The 14,011-nt window shown below is 71.7% G+C and carries 12 protein-coding genes; 4 read left to right on the forward strand and 8 right to left on the reverse strand.

The window, feature by feature from the left end:
- The first annotated feature begins 531 nt into the window (after positions 1 to 531).
- Positions 532 to 1,290, forward strand: coding sequence for a LysM peptidoglycan-binding domain-containing protein (locus AB0L95_RS34535; protein ID WP_365168795.1), 759 nt, complete (start codon positions 532 to 534; stop codon positions 1,288 to 1,290).
- A 102-nt stretch (positions 1,291 to 1,392) separates the two neighbouring features.
- Here the strand turns inward: AB0L95_RS34535 and AB0L95_RS34540 are convergent, their stop codons facing one another.
- Positions 1,393 to 1,899: an ATP-binding protein gene (locus AB0L95_RS34540; protein ID WP_365168798.1), complete on the reverse strand. Its 507-nt coding sequence runs from the start codon at positions 1,897 to 1,899 to the stop codon at positions 1,393 to 1,395.
- A gap of 259 nt (positions 1,900 to 2,158) precedes the next feature.
- Here AB0L95_RS34540 and AB0L95_RS34545 point away from each other — a divergent pair, with 259 nt between their 5' ends.
- Both AB0L95_RS34545 and AB0L95_RS34550 read left to right on the forward strand, forming a co-directional pair.
- Positions 2,159 to 2,866 carry a TetR/AcrR family transcriptional regulator gene (locus tag AB0L95_RS34545; protein ID WP_365168800.1) on the forward strand — a complete coding sequence of 236 codons (708 nt, stop codon included), beginning with the start codon at positions 2,159 to 2,161 and terminating at the stop codon, positions 2,864 to 2,866.
- Between the two features lie 10 nt (positions 2,867 to 2,876).
- On the forward strand, positions 2,877 to 4,019 hold the full coding sequence (locus AB0L95_RS34550; protein WP_365168803.1) for an NAD(P)/FAD-dependent oxidoreductase: 1,143 nt from the start codon (positions 2,877 to 2,879) through the stop codon (positions 4,017 to 4,019).
- A 134-nt stretch (positions 4,020 to 4,153) separates the two neighbouring features.
- Here AB0L95_RS34550 and AB0L95_RS34555 read toward each other — a convergent pair whose 3' ends face one another.
- A complete protein-coding gene (locus AB0L95_RS34555) occupies positions 4,154 to 4,612 on the reverse strand; it encodes an Rrf2 family transcriptional regulator (RefSeq protein WP_365168806.1) in 459 nt (152 codons plus the stop codon).
- Positions 4,613 to 4,676: 64 nt separating this feature from the next.
- On the opposite strand from AB0L95_RS34555, the gene AB0L95_RS34560 reads away from it, so the two are divergent.
- Positions 4,677 to 7,646: a beta-galactosidase gene (locus tag AB0L95_RS34560; RefSeq protein ID WP_365168809.1), complete on the forward strand. Its 2,970-nt coding sequence runs from the start codon at positions 4,677 to 4,679 to the stop codon at positions 7,644 to 7,646.
- 1 nt (position 7,647) lies between these two features.
- Here the strand turns inward: AB0L95_RS34560 and AB0L95_RS34565 are convergent, their stop codons facing one another.
- The 6 genes from AB0L95_RS34565 to AB0L95_RS34590 form a co-directional block, all read right to left on the reverse strand.
- Positions 7,648 to 8,559, reverse strand: coding sequence for a 3-hydroxyacyl-CoA dehydrogenase (locus AB0L95_RS34565; RefSeq protein ID WP_365168811.1), 912 nt, complete (start codon positions 8,557 to 8,559; stop codon positions 7,648 to 7,650).
- Positions 8,556 to 9,572, reverse strand: a complete 1,017-nt coding sequence (locus AB0L95_RS34570) for a 3-hydroxyacyl-CoA dehydrogenase NAD-binding domain-containing protein (protein ID WP_365168814.1) — start codon at positions 9,570 to 9,572, stop codon at positions 8,556 to 8,558. The genes AB0L95_RS34565 and AB0L95_RS34570 overlap by 4 nt, the downstream gene beginning before the upstream one ends.
- On the reverse strand, positions 9,569 to 10,801 hold the full coding sequence (locus tag AB0L95_RS34575) for a CoA transferase (protein ID WP_365168816.1): 1,233 nt from the start codon (positions 10,799 to 10,801) through the stop codon (positions 9,569 to 9,571). Before AB0L95_RS34575 ends, AB0L95_RS34570 begins: the two co-directional genes overlap by 4 nt.
- Positions 10,802 to 10,806: 5 nt before the next feature.
- Positions 10,807 to 12,033, reverse strand: a complete 1,227-nt coding sequence (locus AB0L95_RS34580) for an acyl-CoA dehydrogenase family protein (protein WP_365168819.1) — start codon at positions 12,031 to 12,033, stop codon at positions 10,807 to 10,809.
- 348 nt (positions 12,034 to 12,381) lie between these two features.
- Positions 12,382 to 13,227: an SMP-30/gluconolactonase/LRE family protein gene (locus tag AB0L95_RS34585; protein ID WP_365168821.1), complete on the reverse strand. Its 846-nt coding sequence runs from the start codon at positions 13,225 to 13,227 to the stop codon at positions 12,382 to 12,384.
- Positions 13,224 to 13,997, reverse strand: coding sequence for an IclR family transcriptional regulator (locus AB0L95_RS34590; RefSeq protein ID WP_365168824.1), 774 nt, complete (start codon positions 13,995 to 13,997; stop codon positions 13,224 to 13,226). The genes AB0L95_RS34585 and AB0L95_RS34590 overlap by 4 nt, the downstream gene beginning before the upstream one ends.
- Between the last annotated feature and the right edge of the window lie 14 nt (positions 13,998 to 14,011).

A 14,011-nucleotide genomic window follows, 5' to 3' on the forward strand; every position in this document is an offset into this window, starting at 1 on the left:
GCTGCCGCGCCCGCCCCCCCCGGGGCCCCCGGGGGGGTCGCACACCCACCGCGGTGGGCGGCAACGAGGAAGTCCCTCGTGGCCGCCGACGGCGTTCGTCGTATGCGGCTCGATCCACCGTGCGTCCACCGTGTCTGCGGCCCACTCCATCGTCACCATATGCCCGATTTAAACCGATAAATCACAAAACACCACTTCATTGCCGTCCGCACCATTGAGGCCCTTAATCCGAATTGCCAGCTAAGTGCGATCGCAAAGCCTCCATTCCCGATTTCCATTCGGCGTGATGCACTTCACTTACGAAGCACCCTAGTGCTTTACGTGGCCCTTAAACCTCCCGGATTCAGCATCCGAATCCGGTCCGATGCGCCCGTCCAACTACCCCCCTTAGTAAAAGGGGGAATTGTTTAGTTATTCCTTACGGCTAAGAATGGGCCCGCCGCAGGACGACGCAAGACGAAATGCGGTGCTGTTTGTCGAGGGGAACCGGCAACTGCGCTCAATGCAATCCGTTGGAATGAGGACCGCACCATGCCCCGTCACGCCGCTAAGCGCTCGTCCCGGACACGCCGGTTCTCCGCCGGTGGCGCCGTCACCGTCGGCACCTTCGCGCTGGCCTGCACAGCCCTGTTCGGAACGGCCGCGGCCGCCCAGGCCGCCCCGGCCAAGGCCACTCTGGCCGCCAAGGCCGCTCTGGCCACCAAGGCCGCCAAGACCGCCGCCTCGACCTACACCGTCCACCCCGGCGACCACCTCGCCTCGATAGCCCGCGCCTACAAGGTGCCCGGCGGCTGGCCCGCCATCGCGACGGCCAACCACCTCTTCAGCCCGTACACCATCCAGCCGGGCCAGGTCCTGACCCTGCCCACCGGGTCGACCACCGCCACCGCACCGGCCAAGACCGCGGCACCGGCCAAGACCGCCACCCCCGCCAAGACCACGGCGACGCCCGCCGGTGTCCAGACCTACGCCAACAACCTGGACGGCTGGATCAAGCACTCGCTGGCGGTCATGAAGCAGAACGGCATTCCGGGAAGCTACAACGGCATTTACCGCAATGTGATCCGTGAGTCCTCGGGCAACCCGATGGCGATCAACCTGTGGGACTCCAACGCCGCGGCCGGCATCCCCTCCAAGGGACTGCTCCAGGTGATCCAGCCGACGTTCAACGCGTACCACGTGCCCGGAACGTCGTGGAACATCTACGACCCGGTCGCCAACATCACCGCAGCGTGCAACTACGCGTACCACCGCTACGGTTCGATCGACAACGTCAACGGCCCCTACTGACAGGCCTGAACCCTGATACGGGGTGGTGGCGGCCCAGTGCCGCCACCACCCCGTTGCATTTGAAAAGGCGAGGCGCGCCAGGGCCGTACCGGACCGGACCGGTCACACCGCGGACCCCGGGCGCGCTCCCGTCGTTCGGTCTCTGACCAGACACAGCCACCCCGGCACATCCACCTCCGCCCGCACCGTCTTGCCCGGCGGCGGGTCCCGGTCCAGCACCTCCCATCGGGCGGCGAGCGCGTCGACGAGGAGGAACCCGCGGCCGGATTCCGCCAGCGGAGCCGGGGGCGCCGTGCCGCCGGGCCCCGGCGGGCGGGGCGGTCCGCTGCGGGTGTCGCTGACCTCGATGCGGACACTGCCCGTGACGAGGGAGAGCCGCAGCTCGAAGTCCCGCCCGGGCACCCGGCCGTGGGTCACCGCGTTGGCGGCGAGTTCGGCCACGATCACGGCGGTGGCGTCGGAGGTCTCGGTGCCGTGCGGGATACCCCAGGTGTGCAGTTGGTGCAGGGCAAGGTGCCGGGCAAGGCGAGCGCCGCGCGTGGTGGCGCTGAAGCGCTGGGAGAACACACTTACGGTAACCGGGCGTTGGGGGCTTGAAGGTGCGGTCATGCGCTCAATCTGACGGCCTAGAAGGGTGTTTCACCAGGTCGACGCCGCGTACGCCATGACGGCGCACGCGCTCACACCCTGGAATGTACCCGTGACAGCCCGTGACCATGTGCGGCGGGAGGCAACCGGACGGTGGCCGACGGCGCGTGGGGGGCGAGCAGGAAGCCGCAGCCTTCGGAGGGCGCACGCCCCCGCTCCCACTCACGAACATGTTCGTGTCGAACTTGTTCGCGACGAACACGTTCGTTACGGTGGCGGCATGACAGCACAGCCCCCGGCCCCCCGCAGCCGCCGCGACCGCCCCGCCAAACCGGCCCTCACCCGGGACGGCATCATCGACACCGCCGTCGCGCTGATGCGTGCCGAGGGCCTGGACCGGGTCACCATGCGGCGGCTGGCGCAGGAGCTGGACACGGGTCCGGCGTCGCTGTACGTCTACGTCCGCAACACGGCGGAGCTGCACGCGGCCGTGCTCGACCGGCTGCTCGGCGAGGTGGACCTCTCCCCCGTGGGCACCGAGGGCGACTGGCACGACCGGCTCGTCCGACTGCTGACCTCGTATGTCGACGTGCTCTTCGCACACCCCGCGCTGGCCCGCGCGGCCCTGGTGGCCCGCCCGCACGGCGAGCACTACCTCAACCTGGTGGAGGCGATCCTCGCCCTGCTCGCCGAGGGAGAGGTGCCGCCCGGGCGGGCGTCATGGGGCCTGGACCTGCTGTTGCAGTACGCGACGGCGAGCGCGGCCGAGCACTCCACCCAGGGCCGGACACCCGAGGCCAAGGAGGACTGGGACGCGTTGACCCGGGCCCTGCTGGGCGTCCGGCCCGAGCGGCACCCGCAGATCGCCGCGCTGGGCACGGTCCTGGTGTCCGGCCCCGGCGAGGCCCGTCTGGCCTGGGGATTCCAGGTGCTGATCAGCGGCATCACGGCGGCACCCGAGCCGCCCACCACTGCGCGTACTCCCTGAGGAGGCAACCATGTCCACCCATCACACCCTCGCCATAGTCGGCGCCGGTCTCGGCGGTCTCGTAGCGGCCCGAGTGCTGCATGTGCGCGGCATCGAGGCGGTCGTCTACGAACGCGACGCCTCCCCCACCGCCCGCCCCCAGGGCGGCATGCTCGACATCCACGAGGAATCGGGGCAGGCCGCGCTGCGCGCCGCCGGGCTCTTCGAGGAGTTCCGGGCGATCGTCCACCCCGGCGGCGAGGAGTTCCGTGCCCTCGACCCGGACGGCACGGTCCGCCACAAGGACGCCGGGGAGGCCGGCCGGCCCGAGGTCGACCGCAACGACCTGCGGCGCATCCTGCTGGACTCACTACCCGAGGGCACGGTCCGCTGGGACACCAAGGTGACCGGCGCCCGCGCCCTGGGCGACGGACGCCACGAGGTGACGCTCGCCGACGGCACCGTCTTCACCACGGACGTGCTGATCGGCGCGGACGGCGCCTGGTCCCGGATCCGCCCCCTGCTCTCCCCGGCCGTGCCCGCCTACGCCGGGGTGTCCTTCGTCGAGACGGACCTGTACGAGGCGGCCGTACGGCACCCCGCGACGGCCGAGCTCCTCGGCGGCGGCATGATGTTCGCGCTCGCCGACGGCAAGGGAATCCTCACGCACCTGGAGACCGACGGCTCGATCCACGCGTACGTCGCGTTCAAGGTCCCCGAGGACTGGCTGTCGGGGCTCGACTTCACGCACCCGGACTCGGTCAAGGAGACGCTGCTCGCCCACTTCGAGGGCTGGGACGACCGGCTGCGCGCCCTGATCGCCGACGCGGACGACGCCATGACTCCGCGACCGATCCACGCCCTCCCGGTCGGCCACCGCTGGGCACACATGCCAGGCGTGACGCTCCTCGGCGACGCGGCGCACCTGATGTCGCCGTTCGCGGGCGAGGGGGCGAACGCCGCGTTGCAGGACGGCGCGGAACTCGCCACGGCCCTGGCGGCCCACCCGGACGCCTTCGACACCGGTCTTCTCGCCTACGAACAGGCCCTGTTCCCGCGCGCGGAGCAGACCGCCGTCCAGTCGGCCCAGGGCCTGGATCTCCTCTTCGGCCCGGACGCCACGGAGAACCTGGTGGCCATGATGAGCGGGCAGGGGGAGCAGCAGTCGGACTAGGGCGTGTTTCGACCACCGAACCGGCCGAACCCTCCGCGCCGGCCGATGCCCCGGCCACCCCCGCTCCGCCCGCCCGACGGCCGACGAAGAACCGCTGAGGCCCCGGCCCACGGCCGGAGGGCACACCCGTCCGCCTACGGGTTCTCCCAGGCCGCCGGCTCCTCCGCCAGCTCACGCACCGGTGCCGGCAGGGTGCCCGACGCGATGTCCGCGAGCGTGACGCCCTCCAGGATGCGGCGGACGTTCGCCCGGACCGCCACCCACAGCGGCAGCAGCGGCTCGGCGGGGCCGGTGTAGGCGAGCCGGCTCGGGCGTTCGCCGCGTACGGAGACGATCGGGCCGTCCACCGCGCGGATGACGTCCGCGACCGTGATCGCGTCGGCGGGGCGGGCGAGCCGGTAACCGCCGCTGCCGCCGCGCCGGCTGTCGACCAGGCCGCCGCGGCGCAGATCGCCGAGGATGCCCTCCAGGAACTTGTGCGGAATGCCCTGCGCGGAGGCGACCGTCTCCGCCTTGACCGGACCGCTCCCCTGCCGGACGGTCAGCTCCAGCGCCGCCCTTACCGCGTAATCCGCCCGCGCCGAGATCCTCATGGACCCATTGTCGGCCCTGCCCCCATGCACAATGGCCGCATCCGCGCCCGTCGAGGAGACTGTCTTGGAGCTGAGCAGACGTACCTTCAGCGCGATCGCCGGCACCGCAGCGCTCGGGCTCTCGCTCGGCGGGAGCAGCGCCATGTGCGTGGCTGCCGCCGCCGCGCCGACCGGCCCGCCGCCCGGCACGCCGGGCGCGGACGGCCGGAAGCACCGGGTGGACTTCGACCGGTACTCGATGATCGTCGACGGCCGGCGGGTCGTGCTGTGGTCCGGCGAGATGCACCCGTTCCGGCTGCCGAGCCCGTCCCTGTGGCGGGACGTGCTGCACAAGCTCCGCGCGCACGGCTACAACACGGTCAGCGTCTACGTCGCCTGGAACTACCACTCCCCGGCCCCGGGCTCCTACGACTTCACGGGCGTACGCGATCTGGACCTGTTCCTGCGCATGGCCGCCGAGACCGGGCTGTATGTGACCCTGCGCCCGGGCCCGTACATCAACGCCGAGGTCGACGCGGGCGGCTTCCCCGGCTGGCTGACCGCCACCCGGGGCACGGCCCGCACGGCCGACCCGACGTATCTGCGTCACGTCGACGAGTGGCTGACCGCCGTGAACCGGATCGCGGTACGGCACCTGTACACCAGGGGCGTCGGCACGGTCGTCCTGTACCAGCTGGAGAACGAGTACGCGAACCACGTCACCGAGCCCACCGGCCGCGACTACATGGCCCATCTGTACCGGAAGGTGCGGGCCGACGGCATCGACGTGCCGCTGTTCCACAACGACAAGGGCAGAAACGGGTACTGGGCGCCCGGCACGTTCGACACGGGAGGTGAGCGCGGCCGCTGGCTGTACGGCTTCGACGGCTATCCGTCGCCGTTCCGGACACCGCCGGACTGGGGGTATTTCGGCCCGGGCGGCATCAAGGGCGGCTCCACGGCCAGTCCCGAAACCCCTGGTCTCATCGCCGAGTTCGGGGGCGGCTGGTTCGATCCCTGGGGCGGCGCGGAGTTCGGCGGGAAGGGATACGCCGCATCACGCCGCACCCGTGACGCGGCGTACGAGCGGCGCTTCTATCTGACCAACCTCGCCAACGGCATCAAGGTCCACAACGTCTATATGACCTTCGGCGGCACCTCCTGGGGCTGGTTGCCCGCGCCCGTCGTCTACACGTCGTACGACTACGGGGCCGCCCTCGACGAGGCCCGGCAGCCGACCGCCAAGCTCGTGCCGATGCACCAGGTCGGGCATCTGCTGCAGAGCTTCCCCGACCTGGCCGAGCTGGACCGGGCGGCGGACATCTCCGTCGGCACGCAGGACATCCGGGCCTACCACCTCGTCAACCCCGACACCGGGGCGCACGTGTACGTGCTGCGCAACGACTCCTCCACCGACGCCGTCGCCGCCCTGCCGCTCGCCGGGACGACCGTCTCGGTGCCGGTCCCCGGCCGGGACGCCCGGCTGCTGGCCGCCGGGATCTCCCTCGGTCGGTGGACACTGCGCCACTCCACCGCGCAGCCCATGCTGCGCATGACCGCCGGACGCCAGGACATCGCCGTGTTCACGGGCCGCACGGGCGAGGAGACGGAGACCGTCCTGGAGTGCGCGAGCGAGCCCGCCGTCACCGTGCTGGAGGGCACGGCCGACTGCGCGTACGAGGGCGGCGTCCTGCGTGTGCGTGCCCGGCTCGACGGCCTCACCAGGATCGCGGTGACGGGCAGGGGCGGGGCGACCCCCCTGCTTCTGCTGCTCGCCGACGACGCGGCCTCCGTACGGCTGTGGCCGCGCACCACCCCCTCGGGGCCGGTCCTGGTGCACGGGCCCGCCCTGCTGCGCACCGCCGTCCTGCGCGGCGCGACCGCCGAGCTGACCGGCGACACGGTCGAGGAGGCGGACCTGGAGCTGTGGGCGCCGCGCGGGGTGAGCGAGGTCGTCTGGAACGGGGCCGGGCTGCGCACACGGCCCACCCGCTCCGGCAGCCTGCGCGCCGAGCGACGACTGCCCGGCGCCGGGGCCGTGCTGCTGCCCGCGCTGACGGAGTGGCTCCGCAAGGACGAGAACCCCGAGTCCGCCGCCGGTTTCGACGACTCGGCGTGGCGGACCGCCGACCTGACCACGTCCTTCAGCACGACCCCGGCGCCCGCCGGGGGGCCGGTCCTCTTCGCCGACGACTACGGCTTCCACTACGGGGACGTCTGGTACCGGGGCCGCTTCGAGGGCGCGGCCGGGGCCCAGTCGGTGTCCCTCGCCTATGTCTCCGGCACCCAGGGCCTGTTGATGGCATGGCTGGACGGCCGCCCGCTGGGCATCCACCGGATGCCCGTACCGGACACGAGCACCGTCCGGCAGGCGACCTGGAAGGCCACGGCGACGTTCCCGCTCGCTCCGGGGAGCCCGCCTCTGCGAGAGAACGGCCCGCACGTCCTCTCCGTCCTCGTCCGCCGCATGCAGCACGACCAGGACGGCCGGGCGGACGACACCCACAAGGCCGGCCGGGGCCTGGCCTCGGTCGCCTTCAACGGCGCCTCCCCGTCCGTCCGTTGGCGGATCCAGGGGGCGACCGCCCCCGACCCCGTACGCGGCCCGCTCAACAACGGCGGTCTGTACGGCGAACGAAAGGGCTGGCACCTGCCCGGCTTCCACGACCACGACTGGCGGCCCGCGCACGTCCCGAACTCCGAGCGACGACAGGGCGTGGTCTGGTACCGGACCGGCTTCCGGCTGTCGGTCGACCCCGCCACGGACGCGTCGATCGGCCTGACCCTCACGGACGACCCGTCCCGCGCCTACCGGGTACAGATCTTCCTCAACGGCTGGAACATGGGCCAGTACATCAACGACGTGGGCCCCCAGCACACCTTCGTCCTGCCGAACGGAATCCTGAACACACGGGGAGCCAACACACTCGCCCTCGCCGTCCTGTCCGACGGCACCACACCCTCCGGCCCGGGAGCAGTGACACTGACCTTGCTCGGCCGGGCATCCGGAGGAGTCCCGGTATCCCTGGTGAACTCCCCCGGCCCGGGGCACTAGTTCAGGCGCGCGGCCGTTCCGCGGGAAGGGTGGCGTGGGCGATTCCCGTCAGGTTGCCCTGGACGACGAGGATCTCGTTGCGGGCCGAGCCGTCGAAGTCGGCCGCGTAGACGGTTCCGCCCAGGTCCGTCACGTAGAGGCGGGCGGACGCGCGGTCCAGGGCGAGGCCGATGCCTTCCATCAGGTGGGTCCACAGGATCTCGGGCTCCCGGCGGCCCGTGGGCGGCGGGTCCAGCGGGGCGCGGTTCACGCTGTTGCCCCGGGGCGGGTCCCCGCGGTCCGTCCAGTACAGCATGCGTGCCGTGAGGTCGAGTTCCAGGTCGATCGGCTCCGGCAGCCCCTCGAACAACACCTCGATGTCGCTCCGGCCGGCCGCGGTCTCACCGGCCGGTACGTCGGCTCCGGCGCGCAGGATCCTCCCGAGACCCCCGTCGCTCGGGCCCTTCTGGGTCCAGTAGAGGTGTCCGGCGCCGGGGTCCACGGCCACGCCCACGCACCATCTGGTCTCGTCGCGGCGGTCCTCGTCGCCCTCGCCCGCCTGCACGAGGGTCTCGACGTGCGAGCCGTCGAGGTCGCAGCGCATGACGCGCATCCCCTCCCGGTCACCCCAGTACAGCTTTTGGGTCGTGGGCTCCAGTTGGAGTTGCTTCGGGGTGTGGGTGATGCCGGTCGGGACGATCGTCGTACGGTTGCCGCCGTCCAGGTCCACGCGTTCGATCGAGCCGTCGTCCGCCGACGGGATCCCCATGTTGGTCCAGTAGACGTGCCCGGCCCCGGCATCGACGGCGATCCCGTCGGGGATCCTGCATCCGGTGACGAGGACCTGTTTGCCGGAGCCGTCGGGGTGCACGGAGAACAGCCGGCCGCCGCTGCTGGCCTCCAGCACGAACAGTCTGTCCTGCGGCCCGGTCATCGTCCCTCCCCCGTCGGCCCGTCGGCGCCCGCGCTCCCGGGTCGCAGGTCGCCCTGGCTCGCACGCGCCGCCAGCAGGCCGAACAGCATCGCGTCGCGCCGGGCGGCCAGTTCGTCGATCGAACGGCCCCCCGCCTCCTCCAGGACGCCGCCCACGATCTTCTCCCTGAGTTCGGGCGTGAACTCGGGCGTGCCCAGCTCCTGCCAGGACGCGACCATCCGCGGCATGAGAGTGTCCATGAAGTGCTGGATACCGCCCTCGCCGCCGCCGAGATGCCACAGCAGGCTCGGGCCCATCACGCCCCATCTGAGTCCCGGGCCCCAGGACACGGCGTCGTCGGCGTCGCCGACGTCGAGCACTCCCTGCTCGATGAGATACACGACCTCGCGGTACAGGGCGCTCTGGATGCGGTTGGCGACGTGCCCGGGCAGTTCCTTCTTGAGGTGGATCGGCTTCTTGCCGATCGCGGCGTAGAAGGCCATGGCCTCCCGGATCGTCTCCGGGGCCGTTCTCGTGCCGCCGACGACCTCCACCAGCGGGATGATGTGCGGGGGGTTGAAGGGGTGGCCGATGACTGTCCGCTCCGGATGCCGGCACTCGGCCTGGATGTCGCTCATCGTGATGCCCGACGTGCTGGACGCGATGATGGCGTCGGGCGGTGTGGCGTCGTCGATGTCGGCGAACAGTTTGACCTTGAGTTCCGGGCGTTCCGGCGCGTTCTCCTGGACGAAGTCGGCGTCCGCGAGGGCCTGTCGCAGGTCGGTGGTGAAGCCCAGGCGCTCGGGCGAGGCTCCGGGCGCGAGCCCGAGGGTGGCCGCCGCGTTCCAGGCCGCCTCCACGTACGACCGCAGGGCCGTCTCCGCGCCGGGGGCGGGGTCGGTCGCGATGACGTCGAAGCCGCGGGCGAGGTAGTGCGTGGCCCAGCTCGCGCCGATGGTGCCGGTGCCGACGATCGTCACACGGTGGACGGGTTTGTGCGGCACGGCGGGGTCCGTCCGGCTGTCCGTGCTCATGGCGTCGGCTCCGTCCCCGGCGCGCCCGGGATCGCTCCCTGGGTGCGCAGCTGGGCGATCTCGGCGGGGCCGAATCCCATCTCGGCAAGGATCTCGTCGGTGTGCTCGCCCAGTTCCGGTGCCCGCTTGGCCGGCACCTTCGGCACCCCTCGCAGATTGACCGGGCTGCTGATGGTCTCCGCCAGCCCGGGGACTCCTTCCAGCGGCACGACGATGTCGTTCGCGCGCAGCTGAGGGTCCTGCGCGGCCTCCTCCGGCGTCTGAATGAGGCTGTAGACGACGCGTTCCCGGTGCAGGACGTCCTTCCAGTGGGCGAAGGGCCGCGAGCGGAACTCGGTGTCGAGCAGCTCGGCCAGCGCGGCGGCGTTCCGGACCAAGGCCTCGATGTCCGCGAAACGGGGATCCTCGAGCAGCTCGGGGTGTCCGATGGCCCGCGTCAGTCCCGGCCAGTGCGCGGGTGAGGCGACCAGCATGAACCATTCGCCGTCCGCGGTCCGGTACGGGTTGATCAGCGGGTTCGCCGGCGCCTTCCGGTCGTGCAGCTCGAACGGCGTGCCGTCGGCGAGCGCGCCGGCCACGAGCGTGCCCGTGGCCCAGACGCCCGCGGCGAGCAACGACGTCCCGACGCTGGCCCCTTGTCCCGTCCGTTCGCGGCGGTACAGGGCGGTCACGATCGCCGCGTAGACGGCGATCGCCGACATGTAGTCGCCGCTGCCCCAGACCGGCACCGTCGGCGGGGCTCCCGCGTCCCGGGTGGAGGCCAGCAGCCCGCTGCGCGACCAGGCCGCGGTCAGGTCGAAGCCCGGCTGCCCGGCGTCGGGACCGGCGTCTCCGAAGCCGGTGATGTCGGCGTAGACGACCCGCGGGTTCCAGCCCGCGACCTCCTCGTACCCGAGGTGCAGCTTCTCGCGCGTGCCGTGGGGGAAGTTGGTGATCACCACGTCGGCCCACTCGACCAGGCGTTTGAGGATCTCGGTGGCCGCCGGGGACTTCAGGTCGATCACCATGCCGCGCTTGTTGCGGTTGGCGAGGTGCCAGCTGTAGTTGGCCTGTGCCTGGGGACTGGGCGGCACGGAACTCAGCCGCCGCTGGGGGTCGCCCTGCCCCGGTGGCTCGATCTTGATGACGTCCGCACCGAAGTCGGAGAGCACGGTGGCCGCGGCCGGTGCCGCGATGAAGGACGACGCGTCGAGGACCTTCAGGCCGGTGAACACGGATTCGGTGGTCATGGTCATCACCTCACGAAGGCGCTCAGGCCGCCGGTCACGGCGCGTCCGACGATGAGGGTCTGGATCTCCCGCGTGCCCTCGTACGAGTAGATGGCCTCGGCGTCGGCGACGAAGCGGCCGACGTTGTAGTCGAGGACGATGCCGTTGCCCGCCAGAAGTTCGCGCGCCCAGCCGACGTTCTCGCGCATCCGCGCGGTGCAGTAGGCCTTCGCCAGCGCGGACTGCTCGTCCCGGTAGATCCCCGCGTCCTGCAACTGGGCCAGGCGCGTCACCATCCCGCAGGAGGCCGTGGCGTTGCCGAGCATCTTCACCAGCAGGTCCTGGACGAGCTGGAAGCTTCCGATCGGGCGCCCGAACTGCTCCCGCTCCTTCGCGTACTGCAGGGCGATCTCGTAGGCGCCGAACATCACGCCCACCGCCTGCCACGCCACGCCGCTGCGGGTCTGGCGCAGGATGTCGGCCGTGTCCTTGAAGGAGTTCGCCTTCTGCAGCCGGTTGGCCTCCGGGACCCGGCAGCCGTCGAGGACGATGTCGGCGTTCTGCACGATCCGCAGCGCCATCTTGTGCTCGATCTTCGTCGCGGTGAACCCGGGGGTGTCCTTCTCCACGACGAAGCCCAGCACATGACGGGTCTCGACGTCGCGGGCCCAGACGACGACGAGGTCGGCGAACGTCGCGTTGCCGATCCATCGCTTGGCTCCGTCGAGGATCCATGCGTCGCCGTCGCGGCGCGCGGTCGTCCGAAGGCCGCCGGCCACGTCGGAGCCGCCGTGCGGCTCGGTCAGCCCGAAGGCGCCGATCTTCTCGAAGCGGCTCATCGCCGGCAGCCATCGCCGCTGCTGTTCCTCGGAACCGCAGGCGAGGATGGTGCCCATCGCCAGACCCGTGTGCACACCGAAGAACGTCGCCACCGACGCGTCGGCATGCGCGAGCTCCAGGGACATGAGGCCCGCGAAGAGGTTGCTCGGCCTGGATTCCGGCGAGTCCGGGTCGGCCCAGTCCATCAGACCGAGTCTCCCGAAGCCCTCGATCAGCTGGAAGGGGAACTCTGCCCGGGACCAGTAGTCGTCGACGATCGGGGCGACCTGCGTGCGGAGGAACTCGCGGACGGACTCGATCTTCTCCCGCTCGCTGTCCGACAGCAGTTCCTCGTAGGCATAGAAGTCGGCGGGCAGCAGGCCCGCCTCCAGATAGGGACCGGACGGTGCCGGCATCATCGCCGCGACGCTCATCGCACTCTCCCTCGGGGACGGATCGGCAGCGGATCAAAGGTCCGGGGCGGCGGGCGCGCTGCTGCCCGGTGTTCCGGTACCCCGGCGCGATTGAACGCGGATCCGGGGCCGGTTCCGTGGACCCACGCCGTACACGGGCGCGGTCGGCGCCCTGCACCACCCCAGTGGTCCGGTCGCGGTCCGGTGCGAGCGCCCGGCCGGGCGCGGCTCGGGTTCCGGGACAGCGGCTCCGGGCCGACGGCTCCGGCCGTGTGCTCCGGGAGGGGGTGACGCGGCGGCGGCCGTACGCAGAGAACGGCCCCCGCCCGACGACCGGGCAGGGGCCGGGGGACGGCCGGCGGGCGGGTGTCAGCCCATGAACACGGGCTGCGGCAGGCCCTTCCCCGCGCCGGGGACGACGAGGAGCGAGCCGGAGAGCGGATGCGGTGCCTCCAGTCCCGTACGGGCCGTGGTGATGTAGAGGTCCGACAGATCGGCGCCGCCGAACGCGCACGCGGTGGGGCGGCGCACCGGCAGCCGGAGGACGCGGTCCAGCTCGCCGGAGGGGGTGTAGCGGTGGACCGCGCCGCCGTCCCACAGGGCGACCCAGACGCAGCCGTCGGCGTCGACGGTGAGCCCGTCGGGGAATCCCTGCTCGACATGGGCGAGCGGGCGCCGGCCGGCCGGAAGGCCGTCCTCGCCGATGTCGAAGACGTCGATCCGGCGGGTCGGCGAGTCGATGTAGTACATCAGCCGGCCGTCGGGGCTCCACCCCGTGCCGTTGCTGACGGCGACGTCGTCCAGCACGGGCAGAACGGTTCCGTCCGGGACGAGGCGGGTCAGGGCGCCGCCGCCCGGCGCCTCGTCGTAGCGCATGGTGCCCGCCCACAGCGAGCCGTCGGCGGCGACGGCCGCGTCGTTGCCGCGGCGGCCGGGGACCGGTTCGCGGTGCAGCCAGCGGAAGTCGCCCCCGTCCGGCCCGTACAGGCCGACGCCGTCCCTGAGGTTGACCACCAGACCGCCGCCCGCGCGCGGCTTGGCGGCGCCCACATGCTGCTCGGTCGCCATCACGGTGCGGCGCCCGGAGGCGGGGTCGTAGGTGTGAACGCGGGACCCCAGGATGTCGACCCAGATCAGCCGCCCGGCGGCGGCGTCCCACGTCGGGCCCTCGCCGAGAGCCGCGTACTCCCGTACGGCGATCTCGTACGGCGTCATGCGGCGCCCCGGTGGCCGAGTCGCTCGGACAGTTCCGCGGCGCCCTTCGCCACGAGCTGCTCCAGCTCGGCGCGGCGGTCCTCGCTCCAGCGGATCATGGGCACGGAGATGGAGAGCGCGGCGACGACCTGTCCGGTGCGGTCGCGCACGGGGGCCGCGACACAGCTGACGTCGGGGTTGGACTCGCGGGTCTCCACGGCGATGCCGCGGGTGCGGATCCCGCTCAGCGCCTCGTGCAGCACCGCCGGGTCGGTGATGCTGTTGGGGGTCATGGCGACCAGCTCGGCGTCGTCCGGGATGCGCGCGGCCAGCTCCGGCTCGGGGAGGGACGCGAGGAGCATCTTGCCGACGGAGGTGCAGTGGGCGGGCAGCCGGCGGCCGGCGGCCGACACCATGCGCACGGCATGCGTGGAGTCGACCTTGGCGATGTAGATGACGTCGGTGCCTTCGAGGATGGCCACGTGCACGGTCTCGTCGCAGGTCTCGGCGACCGAGCGGGCGATCTGCTGGCCCTCGGCGGCGAGGTCCAGCTGCTCGGCGTAGCGGCTGCCGAGCTGGTACGGGCGCACACCGAGCCGGTAGCGGCCCGGCTGCCCCGGCACCGGGACGATGTAGGACCGGGCGGCGAGCGTGGTGACCAGCTCGTGCACGGTCGTGCGCGGCAGCTGGAGCCTGCGCACGATGTCGGGGGCGGAGAGCGTCCCGTCCCCGTCGAGGAAGAGCTCGAGTATGTCGAGAGCCCGTGTCACGGCAGGTACAAGGCGTCCCACGATCGGCCCCCTCT

Source organism: Streptomyces sp. NPDC052036, assembly GCF_040680495.1.
Classification (GTDB): domain Bacteria; phylum Actinomycetota; class Actinomycetes; order Streptomycetales; family Streptomycetaceae; genus Streptomyces.